Below are 15,787 nucleotides of genomic sequence, written 5' to 3' on the forward strand. Positions count from 1 at the left end.
TTTTATAGGTTTTTACTTATAAAATAAAATTATTTGATTTCTTTTTAATAGGAGCGAGCAGCAAGACTTTTTAAAGATAAATATTTCCCAAATCGCAATATTTATAAAATAAACTCACCTTCCAAAACAATCACAGCTTCGCCTAAAATAGAAACCTTGTCCTGTAAAAGTTCGGTACTCATGGTTCCGGTTCGTAAGGAAGACTGATACGCATTCAGTTTTGTTTTATTGAGTTTTAAGGCCCAGTATTTGGTCAAAAAGGTCTGAATACCGCCTGTTACCGGATCTTCATTTGTTCCTGCCCAGGGCCAAAAGTAGCGGTAGTGAAAATCAAAGTCGGTGTGGTCAGAAGCTGCAGTTACCAGCACGCCGCTTATTCCGGTATGCGAATTTACCAATGCCGTAAAATCGGGTTTTAACTCGGCCAGTTCGCCGGCGCTTCCAATTTCAATAAGGATTATTTTATTGTTGGGACTGTATCTTTTAGACACAACTTCAGAAATGCCCAATGAATCGAGCATCTTTTGAGGCACGTCTGTTTCTTCGGTATCATAAACCGGAAAAAACATTTTGATTTTCTGGTCTTCTTTTTCAATCGCCAATTCCACATTGTCGTAGTTGATAAACGTTATGCTGTCCAACGAAGTGGTGCTGAAAACAATCTTAGAAGAAGCCAGCGTCGCATGCCCGCATAACGGAATCTCCGTCTTTGGACTAAAAAACCGGATGCTGTACGTATTGCCCGTTAGTGGTTTGATAAAAGCGGTTTCCGAGAAGCCAATTTCAGCCGCAATGCTTTGCATCTCAGCCGCATCTAAATCGCGCTCCGGAAGGCAAACTGCTGCAGGATTGCCTTTGTATTTTTGATTGGTAAACGAGTCAACAAAATAGGTTTTCATTCTTTTTTTATGTTCTGGGTTTAGAGACATTAAAAGTAGGAATGTTAAATGAATTTATTTAAATAAATTTTTAAATCATAAGATTTGTTTTCTCTGCTGTGCGAAGTCTCCCGACTTCGTACCCGTTGCTATATATTCCGTTTAGAATAGTTTTGGTTTTCCTGATGGCTTATTGCAGTGGTTACAAGGTTCGGAGATTGGGTGGAAGTGGGACTGTATTACAAATTACTTTTAAAGGCCAATTCTTTCTGTCTAATTTGAAATACAATTTCCCAAGCTAAAATGGAAGAAATGGCATTACTGTATAAAGAAATTTCAATTGCTTCCCATCCTAATTTTAAATTCAATACTATAATTACTGATAAAATTCCAATTGACGTAATGAAAAAAGCGGCTATAAAATTATAGAATTTGTTAGGGAATTTTAAAAAGATCAAAGCAAACAACACATTTATACAAAAGAACAATATTGAAATTAAATAAAACCAGTAATCGTCATACTTCATGAAAATCTGCTGACTAATTCCTGGAATAAAAAAGTATATAATGAACAGAATCAGATATATAAATAATCTTTTCAGCATAAGTTTTGGGTTAGCATAGTTCTATTTTTCTTTTGGCTTATTGGATTGTGTACGAAGTCGGGAGACTTCGCACAGCGATCGTGATATTTTAAGAAGGAACACTTCGGAGAGCTGGAGATGTTCTTTGTTTTTTAAGATTTGGTTTTTATCGCTCTTATTAGTTTCTTATTACGTTTATCAGCTCTTGAATTTTGTAAAGAAATAACGGCCCAAATTGCTGCAGGAATCCAGCCAATTAAAGTTATTTGCAAGATTAGACAAATAATTGAAGTTACTATTTTTCCTCTCAAAAAGAAAGAAACACAGGGAAAGAAAATTGCAATTAATGTCATCATTTTTTTGTTTTCTGTAAATATAAAAAAAAAATTGCATGATTTTTTGCAAGGCTAGTTTTCAGAATCCAATTGCGCTTTTAGAAGTTTCAATAACCTGCTGTGCGAAGTCTCCTGACTTCGTACCCGCCCCTATATTCCGTATAGAATGATTTTAATTCTCTTTATTAAGAAAAAACATTTCAGGCAGCCTGGAGTTCCCTCTCCTCTAAAGTTTCTATAAGCATTAAAATAAAAAAATAACAAGATAATTGCTTCAAAATGATAGGCATAAAAAGATTAAAATAATTATATTCGTTCTTCTTAATTTAACTTTAAACCATTATAAATGAGTGTAAAACAAGCAGCTACAATAGACGAAGTAATTCAGTTACTGGATGAAATAATAGAAAAATCAAAACTGGAGCAAAGCGCTATAGGTCTGTTTGCGATTTTATACCGTGAAGTTACTGTAAAGGTAAAAGAAGGCATCCGCGATGGTTCTTTTCAGAATGGTGAACGAATGGAAAAACTGGATGTCATTTTTGCCAATCGGTATTTAAAAGCGTATTATCAATATCAGGCCAAAGAAAAACCATCTGAATGTTGGGGATTTGCTTTTGAACAGGCAGAAAAATTTTGGCCCATAGTGCTGCAGCATTTACTGTTGGGAATTAATGCACATGTGAATCTTGATTTAGGAATCGCTTCAGCCCAGGTCAGCACGGTAGAAGATATCGGGGACTTAAAATCCGATTTCGATCAGATAAACGCTATTTTGAGCAATTTGGTAGGCGGTGTCGAAAAATGCTTAATCAAAATTTGGCCAACGCTCACCATGATACTAAAATGGACCGGTAAAATGGATACCTTCTTTATTGATTTTAGTATGCAAACCGCAAGAGATGGCGCCTGGAAATTCGCCAATGAATTTGTGGCCGTTCCCGAAAATCAAATAGAAGCCTGTATACAGCTAAGAGATCAACGAATCACAGAAATTGCCCGATTAGTGTCAAACCCCGGATATTTTGTGAGTGCCGTTTTCAAGTTCATTCGCTTATTCGAAAGAGGAACTGTCGCCCAAAAAATAATGGATATGCAGATCATGGAAGAAAACAATATGGAATGTGCAGTTGCCTAATTTCAAAAGATAGCTTTGTCTATAAGGTTTTTTATGCTCAAAGCCGCCTTGTAAAGTCTTTTGCTGTGCGAAGTCCACGACTTTACACAGCAATCCTGACATTTAAGAAGGAACACTTCAGAGTGCTGGAAACGAAAATAAAATAAGTGTTGCAAGACTTCTGTTGTACAACTTCTGTTGAAAAATAAAAAAAACAAATATAGTTCAACAACGCTGTGGGAATGTGAAAAACAAAATCAATTATCCCACAACTTCTGTGGGAAAGTGAAAATAAAAAATAAGTTTCCCACAACTTCTGTGGGAAAGTGAAAATAAAAAGTAAGTTTCACACAACTTTCGTGTAAAAGTGAAAATAAAAATCAACTTTCACACAAGTTTTTTGCCTGGCGCATTCAGGCCAACTTCCAAAAAGATCAGGTAAAAGAAAAAATAAGCAGATGTAGTAAATTATGTACGAAAAAATGTACTTTTGTTTCCTCCCTAAGAAGCAATCAAATAGTATCGTACCAAAACAATCTTGTTTTTGGGCGGGTATTATTTTTTAAAAGAATTTTAAATATCTTTGAATTATGAGTACAGCAACAAAACCAAATCACATAGGGCGAAAAATCAGCCGTATTCGTGAGCTAAAAGACATGAAACAGGAAGCCTTGGCGCAGGCTTTAGGAACCAATCAGCAGGCCGTTTCTATTATGGAAAACAGCGAAACTATTGATGAAGAAAAATTAGTTGAAGTAGCAAAGGCTCTTGGTGTAACTGTAGAGGCTATTAAAAACTTTTCGGAAGAAGGGGTGTTTAATTATTTCAACACGTTTAATGAAACTGTTTCAGGTAGTAGTTTCGGAAATGGAACATATAATAATGAATGTACTTTCAATCCTCTTGATAAAGTGATTGAACTTTACGAACGTTTGATTCAGGCTGAAAAAGAATTAGTTCAGGCCGAAAAAGAAAAGGTCGAATTATTGAAAGGAAAATAACACTCGAATGAGTCTTTTATAAAAAATGTGCAAATGTCTATTTTGACTTTTGCACATTTTTTTTGCTTTTTTAACCTGCTGTGCGAAGTCGGGAGAGTTCGTACAGTGTCGTGTTATTTAAGAAGCGACACTTCGGAGAGTTTGGTGATATATCCGAGCCATCTGGTATTATTGCATTATTTGCACAAGATTTATTTGCAGACTGATGCAATTTAATAGTACACATAAAAAAAATAACTTTCGGAATGTTTTTACTTAGATATAATTTTTGAATTGTGTATTTTTATCAAATTAATAATTATAACTAGATGTGAATTGAAAAAATATAGCACAATAACTATAGTTGGATATAGTTTTCTTATTCTTGGCATTCTTTTACTTCTACTTCATAAATATCCTGCAAACTGGTATTTTTCGGGTTTTATTAAAGAAATTTATGCAAATTTGAGTTGCGAACTAATGAGTATAGCAATAACGATTTTATTAATTAATTATCTTTATGAAAAACGCGAAGAAAGTAATAATAAAAGACGATTAATAAGAGAACTTGGAAGTGAAGACAAGGGTTTTACCTCTAGAGCGTTAAAAGAAATCAAAGAGCTAGGATACTTAGTTGATGGAACATTAAATGGAGCAGATTTATCATCTGCTAATTTAGAGGGTTTAGATTTTACTGGTGCCAATTTACAAAACGTAAATTTTTCAAAAGCTAGATTAACTAATTCAATTTTTAAAGGGGTACAATTTGAGGGAGTTAGATTAGATGGGGCTGAAGCAAGACAGTGTAATTTTGAAAGATCTGTTTTTAATAATGTTTCTTTAAAAGGTAGTAACTTATATTCTGCAATTTTCATTGGTTGTCAAATTTCTAATGCAGATTTTTTAAAAGCTAAAATTGAACAGACTGAGTTTATAGATAGTAAAATTGAAAACAGCAAATTTGAAGATTCAGTTATTAGATTAGCAAATTTTTTGAGAGCACAAATATCAAATAGTAATTTTGCAATGGCTGACTTAAATGGTATTACTATACGCCAAGCAAAATTTGAACGCTGTGACATGAATAATGTCACCGGTTGGGAAAATATGATTGATAGTTCTTTAGCAGAATTCCATGCATGTCTTAATGTTCCAACGCAACCTTAAATAGTTATGTTAAAAAAACTTATTGAAAATATAATAGAATTATTAGGTGAAAAGTACACATTAAATTATCGTAATGAAGTACTTACAGCTATAGAACAATATGTTACTAAAAAATATTATAGTCTTAGACAGACAAAAAATGTAATTTTTAGAACGGAGCCAGTTGACTTTAATCAAAATTACATACCTCTTACCTTAACTGGAATAAAAAGTAATATAAGGTTAAATGATATATCTGAATTTTTAAGTAAATTTAATAAAGTTGGAATAATAGGTTCTGCGGGAAGTGGAAAAACAACATTATTAAGATATATAGCTATAAAATCAGTTGAAACTCAATATAAGTTTCCTGTACTATTAAATTTAAGAAATTTTAATAGTTTGCATCAAACGTTTGAAGATTTTGTAGCAGAGGAAATAAGTGATCGTTATTCTGATGAAATTAAAATATTGTTTGAATCAGATAAATTTTTGTTTCTATTTGATGGCTATGATGAAATCGATTACGTAGAAGGTAGTGATTTTATCAATCAGTTAGATTCATTTATTACAAAATTTGCATTAAATGATTTTGTGATTACTTCTCGTCCGGGTACAAATATTGAAGGTATTAATCCTCTTTATATATTTAATATTGAACCATTAAATGATGATGATATATATTTATTTATTGAAAATATTAATATTCCCTCGCAATTAAAAAGAAGCATATTTAAAAGTATTGAACAACATTCCGAATTACGTGAAATTCTCAATATTCCATTGTTTTTATCTCTCTATATAGTTTCGTACAATTCTAGAAATACAGATTTAAGTAATAAAAAAAGTATATTTTTTAGAAATATATTGGATGCTCTATTTTCTCAGCATGATTCTGCTTCTAAGCTTGGATATGTACGTGAAAAAGTTTCGAATTTAAATAAAGATGAGATAGAGAAAGTTTCTTCAATATTGGCATTTAGATTATTGTTTTCTTCTAGATTTGAAGTTTCTAAAGATCAGGTATTTAGCGAGTTTGAGTTAATTAAAAATACAAGCCATTTAAATTTTGAAAATGAAAAGCTTCTTTTTGATTTAACTATTACTGTCAATATATTAATTAAAAGTGAAAATTATTATTTATTTCCGCATATTCTTTTACTTGAATACTTGGCGGCAATTTTTATAAGTAGACTTGATTCACTCTCAAAAGTGAATTTTTATGAACGTTTATATCATACTACTAAGACATATTTAAGCATTAATCTTTTTGAATTTCTATATGAATTGGATGAAAGAAGTTTTGTACAACAATTTATGCTTCCTAATTTAAAAAAGATAATTTATCAAAATAACTGGAAAAAAGTTATCGAAATTGATGACTTTCAACTTCAAACTTTTTTTGAATTTATACATAATACTTTGAGACCAATTAAAGTAAATGAAGGTGTATCAAAGGAAGAATTAGATTTATTATTGGAAAGCTTAAATTTAGAATATGGAAAAGATGGTAATGACCTTTCTAATTCGCTTTTTGATATTTTGTAGTAATTATTATAGATTTAATAGTAGAGGAGAGACCATTAATATAAAATACATAACATAAAAAAGGATAAAGAAAATAACTTTTCGATTCAAATGCTTTATGTAAATCCATGAAAGCCAGCTAAAAACTCAAAAAAACTTAGTCCCTGATAGAAGTGACAATAAAAAAATGCGCAGAAAGTAAAGAAACTTTTGCGCATTTTTATTCTATAAACTAACAAATTTCAGTTAATCCATTTCCTTTGTCAATATCTTAAATTGTAATTTAAAGCTTTCCAGTTTAATTAAGTAGAATACAGAAAACAATAACACCCAGGCAATAAATGTTAGAAGTAAACTGGTGAAATTGTAATCTATAAAAGCGGCATATTGGCAAAAAAAGCCAAAAAAGATAAGGAGAACAAAATTATACAAAATGGCATTTTTTAAACTCATTTTAATACAGCCCGTTAGAAAATTCCAATTGACAAGATCATCGGAAATTACAATTTTTGAGGAATTTGATAAATCAATTACAACATTTTGAGAAAATTCAAGGGACACAACAATAATTTGATTTTTTACTTTGTATTTGTAATTATGCTCCTCTAAGATTTTTATGATTTTATTGAGTTCCATCTTTAGATTTATTTGGTTCTATTTTTTAAATTTATTCTTCTTCTATTGGTTGAAATCTTGGTGAATCCTTTATTGGAACCTGAAGTGGAGGTAATGCTTCGTTAACGAAAAGGGAGCAAATACCTCCTGCAATTATAGACATAGGCCCGCTGTAGACAAACATTAATGCTCCCATTGTGTCTGCAACAATTACCTTAGAACCAGGTTTATTAGTCGCTTTTTTCGTTGGAGCACTTTGGAATTCCAGTATTGATTTGAACTTTTTAAAACACTTTCAAATACGACCAGATTATTTTGTTCCTCTATACTTAGGGGGTTGGCTTTTTTTGATAAGGAATTAGATTTGAAATTTTCAATTTCAATTAGGCATTGATTATAGTTCATATCATTTTCAAGGATTTTGTCAACTACACCTCCTAATCTTTTTGATACTTTATTTGAAGCATATAATTCTTCTTTATTTGAATTCCAGAATGTATCTATATCAAAATTTTGAGGATCAATATTTTTGAATGCTATTTTTATATCATTGCTATTTACATCTCTGAATTCTTTAGGATACTTTATTTTCAAATCAGCAGTCATCTCGTCGATTATTAAATCTGTTTTTTTTCCCGAAAGACTTTGATGGTTTTTATAGTATAAATCTAAAGCTTCATTATGATAAAAGCCATAATCGGTCAATGGAATAGAAACTTTTTCTTGTAACGAGGAGTCGCCTTGCGAATCTTGTTCCTTGGTACAGTTTACAAACAATATGGTTATTGAACTTAGTGATAACAATAACATTTTTTTTATATTTTTCATTTTCTTTTTTATTTGATAATTAGTAATGATTTTTTTTTACTGTTATAGGCCTATTTTCTAATTAGAAATTCAAATATATAAGTTTTGTAAGTAAAGTATTAGTCGAAAATCGGTTATTTTTAGTCGAAAATCGGTTCAATCTGTTTCAGACTTTCAATTAGATCATGATTGAGATTAGCCTTGAGCACGGATTATAAATTATTTATAAATCATTTTTTGAATAAAATGCTTTTACGGAAATCCATAAAAGCCAATTAAAAACCCAAAAGCCCTAGCCCTGATAGCAGCGGCATCCTTTTTAGGCAACCAAAAACAGCTGAATTAAAAACAAAATATTCTGCCTAAAAAGATATAGCGAATAGCAGGAAACAGCTCCCAAAACCTATCCTGATTCCACTAAATTTCACCCCTAAAAAACTCAAAAGGTTAATGATAGAATTTTAAACAAAAATTTCGTAAATTTGCACTCCAATAAAAGGAATTAGAAAATGTTAGATAGACTTCAAATAGTAAAACAACGTTTCGACGAGATTTCGGACTTAATTATCCAGCCGGATGTTATTTCGGATCAGAAACGTTATGTACAATTGAATCAAGAGTACAAAAACCTGAAAGCATTGGCTGAAAAGCGTGATGAATACGTGCTTTTGATGGCTAATATAGATGAGGCAAACGAAATTATTGCAGATGGAAGTGATGCAGACATGACCGAAATGGCCAAAATGCAGCTGGATGAAGCAAAAGAAAGATTGCCGGAACTTGAGGAAGAAATCAAGTTTATGCTGATCCCAAAAGATCCTGAAGATGCCAAAAACGTAATGGTCGAGATCCGCGCCGGAACGGGTGGGGATGAAGCCAGTATCTTTGCAGGAGATCTTTTCAGAATGTATACCAAATATTGCGAAAACCAGGGTTGGAGAACTTCGGTAGTAGATATGAACGAAGGAACTTCGGGAGGTTTCAAAGAGGTAATCTTTGAAGTTTCGGGTGAAGATGTATACGGAACTTTGAAGTTTGAAGCCGGAGTACACCGTGTACAACGTGTACCTCAGACAGAGACTCAGGGTCGTGTGCATACCTCGGCAGCTACGGTAATGGTTTTACCGGAAGCAGAAGAGTTTGATGTACAAATTGATATGAACGATGTTCGTGTCGATTTCTTCTGTTCGTCAGGACCTGGAGGACAATCGGTAAATACAACGAAATCTGCGGTACGTTTAACGCACATTCCGACAGGATTGGTGGCGCAATGTCAGGATCAGAAATCGCAACATAAAAACAAAGATAAAGCACTGAACGTGTTACGTTCCCGTTTATACGAACAGGAATTGGCCAAGAAAGAAGCCGAAGATGCTACCAAACGTACATCGCAGGTAAGCTCGGGTGACCGTTCGGCTAAGATTCGTACCTACAACTACGCTCAGGGTCGTGTAACCGATCACCGCGTTGGTCTGACACTTTACGATCTGGGAAACATCATGAATGGTGATATCCAGAAAATTGTTGCCGAGTTACAATTGGTAAACAATATGGAGAAACTGAAGGAAGCGTCAGAAGTTTTTTAATTTGAGGTTCTAAGGTGCTGAGTGGCTAAGGTTCTGAGGTTTTTAAACTCAGAGGTACAAAGTTGCAAAGGTTCAAAGGGACAAAGTCCTGAAATGCTGAGACTGAGACTGCTACTGCGACTAAATAAAAAAAGAGAGAGATTATTTCACAAATGAAATAATCTCTCTCTTTTTTTATTTAAAACCTTTGTACCTCTGTCCCTTTGCCACTCAGAACCTAAAAAAAACCTCAGAACCTCAGCCCCTTAAAAAAATAAAAAAGAGACTGTCTCAAATGAAACAATCTCTTTTTCTTTTTCCTTAAAATACCTCTGCACTTTTTTACTTTTGCGACTTTTAGCTTTTAAAACCTTAGAAGCTTAGTATCTCAGTACCTTAGTACCTTTAAAGAAAAAATATATAGTGACGGATATTAACTGTTTAACCGTTTGTTTATAAAACGTATAAAGCAAGTTAGATACCTAAAAATACTCTCGTAAATTCAAAACATTTATATAGGTTAGAGTACATGTACACACCGTTCTTTAATACTATTTCGCTTAACTTTTCCATAATAAATTAAATTTAAGTCAGACACTTACTCTTGTGATGATTCATAATGTGATGATTCTTCTTTCGAATCCTCATGATGTGGTTTAGAAACTAAATTGGTAACGACGAGCTGTAAAACAGATCCCAGTATGCCTTTGAAAATTGAGTCGCTTTTTCCGACTATAAATCTTTTGGCCAGGTATCCGATTCCGATACTCATTGCTGATTGCGCCAGGTTACTTTTAAAACCAACGGTTTCGTTGATTTCTTCGACCGTGTTTCTGATAAGATTGAGAGGTTTCAGATTTTCTTTTATGTCATCGATCTCCTCTTTTATCGCACACCATTCTTCGTCCTGTCGATTTTCCAATAGCTGAATCCTCTGATTTAATGTATCAATAGTATAAACAGTTTCCATAACAGTTTTTTTTAATTAATTAATTTAAATCAGGAGTGATTTCTTTTTTAGTTTCTTCTTTTAAAATGCTGGAAATAATCATATTTCCTATAGGTGTTTTTATAAGACTGTGTTGTGCTTTATGGAGCACAATGGCCACAATCAGGTAAAATAACGCTATGATAAAAAAACCGTAATAATATTCACCCAGTTCTTTTCCAATCCATAAACTAAGCCCGATATTAAGAAACAAGGTAAAAAATGCAACAACAGCTCCAACTGCAATTCTAGATGTAACGGTAGACAATGCGTCTGCCGCAGCTGATATAGTTTTGAGTTTAATTAATTCTAAACTCGTTTTTGTATAGTCTTCTGCTTTTTCATAAAGATTTAAGTTCTCGTTTGTTGTTGCATTTGTTTCCATGATAAAGGTATTTTAGGATTTAAAAAGGTCACTTTTTAATAGTTCGTTTTTACAGTTTTTGCTTCATCTTTAATAGAATTGAAGTCTTCTTTTGCAGCATTGAATTTTGCTTTTCCTTCTTCGATAATATCTTTACCGTTTGAAGTAATTGTGCTTAAAATTCCGTCTACTTTTGTTTTTAGGTTATCTCCGTAATCTTTAGATTTATCTGAGATTTTTTTTCTTGTATTTGAACCTTTGTCCGGTGCAAATAAAACTCCTAAAAATGCTCCCGCCGCTGCGGCTCCTAAAATTCCTAAAATTGTGCTACTAGTTTTCATAATATTTGATTTAATGGATTAATATAAATTTGATTTTAATGTGATTTAAATTTCGCGACCTTTGATAAGTCTGAAAAGGATGGCAATAATTGCAATTACCAATAATATGTGTATTACACTTCCAAGGCTGTAAACAAAGAACCCAAGGGCCCAAAGAATAACCAGGATTACTGCGATTGTATATAATAAATTTGACATGGTCTTATTATTTTAGGGTTAGTATTTAATTATTTCTTAGTTTAATTTATACGATAAGTATACCGTTAAATTGCTGTTTTTTGCATCCGGGAATGTATAAGTAGTTCCTGCAACAGTTCTTTCTTTACCAATAGTTGTTAAACCGTAGTTGTAACGTACACCAATACTTACCGGGCTGAAGTCAACTCCAAGACCTGCAGAGATACCAGCGTCGAATTTGTTAAGGTCATCAGTATCAATATCTTCGTTGAACTCGAAATCCCCGTTTCCTGTAACTTTAGAACTTACCAGGTAAGAAGCGTAACCACCGGCCTGAATGTTAAAGTTTTTAGTCACATTTACACGTACTAATAAAGGAAGTTCTATATAGTTTAGTTTGAATTTTGCATCTCCCTCTGCGAAAGCATTATTGTATTTTAATTCAGAACCTTTTGTTGTAAATAAAAGCTCTGGCTGGATAGCGATATAATCTGATATTGGTAATGTAGCGTATACACCGGCATTAAAACCATATAATACATTGTTATCATCAGGATCGTTGTTGTCGTCGTATAAGTTAGACATGTTGAAACCACCTTTTACACCAAATTCTGTGGTTACATTTTCACTTTGTGCATGCAGTGCTCCAAAAGTAGCGGTCATAAAAAGTGTTACGGCAAATAATAATTTTGATTGAATTTTCATAATTTTAAATAATTTAGTTAATAATGGACATTACGGGCATTTAATTAATTTGTTCTCTAATTTGTGCTGCTTCTCTAAGCAGCTGGTAATCCTCGGGCAAATACTGTAATACCAATTTTAAAATCATCTTATCATTTGTATCTTTGGAAATCGATTCGAATAACTTAATTTGTTCTGCTAATGATTCTGCAACAGAATTGATGTAAGCTTTGTTGAAATTATTGTCATTCCTATCGATTCGTGCATATAAATCCTGTTTACTGTCGGTATTTATATCTGCAACAATCACGAGCCTGTTATTGGCCATTTTCATTACGTCCTGTAACAAAAGATTTTGCTGATTTTCTAATCTCTTACTGATTTGCCAAATTTTACTTTCTGAACTTTCCTGTTGGGCAATCTGACTTTTCGCAATAATTGACTTACTGATATTTGCCGTCGCAATTAAAAAATAAGCTTCACTATGTTCTTTGTCACTTTTAATAAAAACTTCATTTTTTAAGGTTGTTTCTATCGGATTATTTTCTCTGCAGGATGTGCATATTATAATGACCAATAAAAAAAAGATTCTCAAAATTTTTGTTTTTACTATGGGCTTTGCTTCCATCAATTACTTCATAAAGTATTACATTACAAAGATGCTAACGAAATGATTATTTTACTTTACAGCATAAAAAAGAAACGTTATATAATTCCCATAATGGATTTATATAACGTTTTTAGGTGTATTTTTTTGTAGGATTTACTCAGGAAGGAAAACAGTAAATTCCGAGCCTTTATTGGGGGTGCTGTCTGCTATAATGTAGCCCTTGTGGTTGTCGGTTATTTTTTTGCAGATGGCCAGTCCAATTCCGGTTCCGGGATAATCGGTTTTGGAATGCAGCCGCTGAAAGAGTATAAAAATGGTTTCTTTAAACTGCGGATCAAATCCCATTCCGTTATCGGTAAAAGTGATCTTATGGAATTTTCGGGTATTTTGATCGAGTAAGCCGGGATAATCTGAAGAATTGACTTTTTCGCTTTTAATATGAATTTCAGGAATGGTATCCGGACGGCTGTATTTTAATGAATTTCCGATCAGGTTAATAAAAAGCTGCTCGATCTGATAGGGTATAACGGCCAGTTTTGGCAGCTTGGCAACCGTAATCACTGCTTTTTTCTCATCGATAATTTCCAGTAATTCCGATTTGGCGTTTTCGGCCAGTTCATTCAGATTGGTTTTGATGAATTCCTTTTTAGTCGTATTGGTTCTCGAAAACAAAAGTAAGTCGTCAATTAAAACACGCATTCTTTTGGCTGAAACTTCAATTTTATGGAGGTATTCCCGTGCGCTGTCAGACAGTTCTTCTTTGTCGGCCGAAGAAATTCTCGAGATGAAGGTCTGGATTTTTCGAAGCGGTTCCTGTAAATCATGACTGGCGACATGATTGAAGGAGGCCAGTTCCTTATTACTTTTTTCTAATTCATCGTTGCGTTCCTGCAATTCGATATTGAGCAAATGCTCGTCTGTAATATCAAAATTGATTCCGAGTAAGATATTCCCGCCCTGCTGATCGGTAAGTAATTTTCCGGTTGATTTGAAATAGCGGATTTCACGATCGGCACGCAATACCTTATAATAGATAAACGGAAGTTGTTTTTTAGTCAGGATGCCTTCCATAGAAGCGGCAATGGCTTCCTTGTCATCGGGGTGTACAAAATCCAGGAAAGTTTCTTTTTCGGGAGTAAAGGCGTTTGGTCTTTCTCCCAGCAGACGATACTGGTTGTCGGAATAGTCAATTTTCTGGGTGTCTAAATCCCATTGCCAGGTGCTGAATTTACCAATAGCTTCGGATTCAGACATTAATCGGGAGGAAATCAGCAGTTTTTTATTGAAAACTTTAAGGCGCTGAATGTCCCTGCTGATTTGTCTGTAGGCCAATAATATAAAAAGTAAGGCAGCGAGGAATAGGGAAATTGAAAATACCGGGCTTAGGGAAATTTCCTGATCGTAAATTTTAAGTCTTCTGTCGAGATATTTTTTTTCAATATCATTCATCTTGTCGACCTGAAAACGGATGTTTTCCATCAGGATCCGACCACCAAACATATGATTGTCGAGTTTTCGCTTATCATATGTTTTGGGATCGCTGTATTTAAAGCAGTTTTCAAAAGAGGTAAAACGCTGAATGATTAATTTGAATAATCTTCGAAGGTTTTCCTGTTGTACCGGATTATCTGCCGTAAGTTTTTTTAAGGTAATAAATGAAGTGTTGACCTTGTCGCGTGAATACGTATAAGGTGCCAAAAAACGATTGTTGCGCGTTATAATATACCCTCTTTGTCCTGTTTCGGCATCTTTTATTGCAGACATCAGTCTTTCCAGCTGAATATTTATCTCATACGTATGCATGGCAAGCTTACTGGATTCGTTAAGATCCTGATTGTGTTTGTATGCAATTGAGGAAAGAAACAACAGAATAAAAACTGCAATAATGAAAATAACTCTCAATGAGTTTGAAGCATTAAACCTGGGTACCCATTTCATGCAATGTTATTATTTTAGGCGCAACAAAAAATTATCACGGTTCAGACCAGATGTGTGATAGTGCCAATTTAAGGTAACGACTTCATTAATAATTTTTTTCAAGGTATTAAAATCACTTGGTTTTTTGATATAAATATTGGCACCTTCAATAAAGGTGTCTTCTATATCTTCTTCTGAAGACGAAGTAGAATAGATGGCAATGATTATATTTTTAAGATGCTCGGTTTTTTTGATTTCGATCAAACATTCTTTTCCTGTTTTTTTCGGCATATTCAAATCCAGGAATAAAATATCCGGTAATTTGATATCCGGGGTCATCAGGTGTTCCATCAGTTGAAGACCATCATGGACAAATGTAACTTTGGTTTGAACTCTTACTTCTTCAAAGGCATCTTTAAAAAAAAGTCTGTCATCCTCATCGTCATCAGCGAGTAAAATGTGTAATGCGTTTTTTTGCATTGATTTTAGTGGTATTTAGGTTTTATTTTAAATTTTCTCTTCTCTTTTTTATAATCCTCTGGAAAGCCGACGGCGTTATCCCGGTGGTGTTTTTAAACTGCGTACTCAAATGGGCTACACTCGAATAGTTCAGTAAAAACGCAATTTCGGTCAGGCTCATCTCATTGACTAACATCAATTGTTTGGCTCTTTCTATTTTCTGCAAAATGATGAAATTTTCAATAGAAGAATAGGTTACTTCCGAAAAAACATTCGATAAATACCCATAACTATGATTTAATTTCTCTGCTAAAAAAACCGAACTTTTAAAATTATTGTTATCATCCATATAAACAAGTTCGATAATAGCGTCCTTAATTTTTTGGACCAAAACGCTTTTCTGGTTCTCAACAACTTCAAAACCAAAAGGCGCCAGTTTACTTTTTAAATTGTCAAGACCTTCAACATCAAGGTTTTCGTCCAATTCAATTTCGCCAAAACCTAATGTGCTAAAATTCATATTTTCCTGTTCTAATTTTTCTTTCAAAAAAAGAGTACAAATTGTGTTGATGTCGAACTTTATAAATAGTTTCATAGGGATTAAAATAGGGTTAAAGATAATTAATTTTTTCTTGGTTTTTGCGGCTTATAGATTTAATTAATATTTATAGGGTCCGGAGTTGTTATTTGACT

At 33.2% G+C, this 15,787-nt stretch carries 18 protein-coding genes; 5 read left to right on the forward strand and 13 right to left on the reverse strand.

Features of this window, described 5'->3' with window-relative positions; genetic code table 11:
• Positions 1–101: 101 nt before the first annotated feature.
• Both D0817_RS03285 and D0817_RS03290 read right to left on the reverse strand, forming a co-directional pair.
• Positions 102–899, reverse strand: a complete 798-nt coding sequence (locus tag D0817_RS03285; RefSeq protein ID WP_127336977.1) for a PhzF family phenazine biosynthesis protein — start codon at positions 897–899, stop codon at positions 102–104.
• Between the two features lie 715 nt (positions 900–1,614).
• Positions 1,615–1,818, reverse strand: coding sequence for a YqaE/Pmp3 family membrane protein (locus tag D0817_RS03290; protein WP_202866470.1), 204 nt, complete (start codon positions 1,816–1,818; stop codon positions 1,615–1,617).
• A 325-nt stretch (positions 1,819–2,143) separates the two neighbouring features.
• On the opposite strand from D0817_RS03290, the gene D0817_RS03295 reads away from it, so the two are divergent.
• The 4 genes from D0817_RS03295 (at position 2,144) to D0817_RS03310 (ending at position 6,588) form a co-directional block, all read left to right on the forward strand.
• Positions 2,144–2,935: a DUF5995 family protein gene (locus D0817_RS03295; protein ID WP_127336978.1), complete on the forward strand. Its 792-nt coding sequence runs from the start codon at positions 2,144–2,146 to the stop codon at positions 2,933–2,935.
• A gap of 569 nt (positions 2,936–3,504) precedes the next feature.
• A complete protein-coding gene (locus tag D0817_RS03300) occupies positions 3,505–3,915 on the forward strand; it encodes a helix-turn-helix domain-containing protein (protein WP_127336979.1) in 411 nt (136 codons plus the stop codon).
• Positions 3,916–4,230: 315 nt separating this feature from the next.
• Positions 4,231–5,061 carry a pentapeptide repeat-containing protein gene (locus D0817_RS03305; protein ID WP_127336980.1) on the forward strand — a complete coding sequence of 277 codons (831 nt, stop codon included), beginning with the start codon at positions 4,231–4,233 and terminating at the stop codon, positions 5,059–5,061.
• Between the two features lie 6 nt (positions 5,062–5,067).
• Entirely contained in the window at positions 5,068–6,588 is a 1,521-nt protein-coding gene (locus tag D0817_RS03310; RefSeq protein ID WP_127336981.1) for an NACHT domain-containing protein, read from the forward strand.
• Between the two features lie 225 nt (positions 6,589–6,813).
• Here the strand turns inward: D0817_RS03310 and D0817_RS03315 are convergent, their stop codons facing one another.
• Both D0817_RS03315 and D0817_RS03320 read right to left on the reverse strand, forming a co-directional pair.
• On the reverse strand, positions 6,814–7,203 hold the full coding sequence (locus D0817_RS03315) for a hypothetical protein (protein ID WP_127336982.1): 390 nt from the start codon (positions 7,201–7,203) through the stop codon (positions 6,814–6,816).
• Between the two features lie 189 nt (positions 7,204–7,392).
• Positions 7,393–8,010: a hypothetical protein gene (locus D0817_RS03320; RefSeq protein ID WP_127336983.1), complete on the reverse strand. Its 618-nt coding sequence runs from the start codon at positions 8,008–8,010 to the stop codon at positions 7,393–7,395.
• 488 nt (positions 8,011–8,498) lie between these two features.
• Between D0817_RS03320 and prfA the strand changes: the two genes are divergently transcribed.
• Entirely contained in the window at positions 8,499–9,575 is a 1,077-nt protein-coding gene (prfA, locus tag D0817_RS03325) for a peptide chain release factor 1 (protein ID WP_026981929.1), read from the forward strand.
• A 577-nt stretch (positions 9,576–10,152) separates the two neighbouring features.
• Here the strand turns inward: prfA and D0817_RS03330 are convergent.
• From D0817_RS03330 to D0817_RS03370, 9 genes are all read right to left on the reverse strand, one after another.
• Positions 10,153–10,524, reverse strand: a complete 372-nt coding sequence (locus D0817_RS03330; RefSeq protein ID WP_127336984.1) for a hypothetical protein — start codon at positions 10,522–10,524, stop codon at positions 10,153–10,155.
• A gap of 19 nt (positions 10,525–10,543) precedes the next feature.
• Positions 10,544–10,927 carry a hypothetical protein gene (locus D0817_RS03335; RefSeq protein ID WP_127336985.1) on the reverse strand — a complete coding sequence of 128 codons (384 nt, stop codon included), beginning with the start codon at positions 10,925–10,927 and terminating at the stop codon, positions 10,544–10,546.
• Between the two features lie 35 nt (positions 10,928–10,962).
• On the reverse strand, positions 10,963–11,247 hold the full coding sequence (locus D0817_RS03340; RefSeq protein ID WP_127336986.1) for a YtxH domain-containing protein: 285 nt from the start codon (positions 11,245–11,247) through the stop codon (positions 10,963–10,965).
• Between the two features lie 45 nt (positions 11,248–11,292).
• Positions 11,293–11,445: a lmo0937 family membrane protein gene (locus tag D0817_RS03345; RefSeq protein ID WP_127336987.1), complete on the reverse strand. Its 153-nt coding sequence runs from the start codon at positions 11,443–11,445 to the stop codon at positions 11,293–11,295.
• A gap of 36 nt (positions 11,446–11,481) precedes the next feature.
• Positions 11,482–12,129 carry a porin family protein gene (locus D0817_RS03350; RefSeq protein ID WP_127336988.1) on the reverse strand — a complete coding sequence of 216 codons (648 nt, stop codon included), beginning with the start codon at positions 12,127–12,129 and terminating at the stop codon, positions 11,482–11,484.
• A 40-nt stretch (positions 12,130–12,169) separates the two neighbouring features.
• Entirely contained in the window at positions 12,170–12,703 is a 534-nt protein-coding gene (locus tag D0817_RS03355) for a DUF4142 domain-containing protein (protein WP_238160811.1), read from the reverse strand.
• Between the two features lie 168 nt (positions 12,704–12,871).
• Complete coding sequence (locus D0817_RS03360) at positions 12,872–14,656, reverse strand: sensor histidine kinase (RefSeq protein WP_127336990.1); 1,785 nt, start codon at positions 14,654–14,656, stop codon at positions 12,872–12,874.
• Positions 14,657–14,665: 9 nt separating this feature from the next.
• Positions 14,666–15,115 carry a response regulator gene (locus tag D0817_RS03365; protein WP_127336991.1) on the reverse strand — a complete coding sequence of 150 codons (450 nt, stop codon included), beginning with the start codon at positions 15,113–15,115 and terminating at the stop codon, positions 14,666–14,668.
• A 22-nt stretch (positions 15,116–15,137) separates the two neighbouring features.
• Positions 15,138–15,689 carry a helix-turn-helix domain-containing protein gene (locus D0817_RS03370; RefSeq protein ID WP_127336992.1) on the reverse strand — a complete coding sequence of 184 codons (552 nt, stop codon included), beginning with the start codon at positions 15,687–15,689 and terminating at the stop codon, positions 15,138–15,140.
• Positions 15,690–15,787 lie beyond the last annotated feature (98 nt).

Source organism: Flavobacterium cupreum, assembly GCF_003996965.1.
Classification (GTDB): domain Bacteria; phylum Bacteroidota; class Bacteroidia; order Flavobacteriales; family Flavobacteriaceae; genus Flavobacterium; species Flavobacterium cupreum.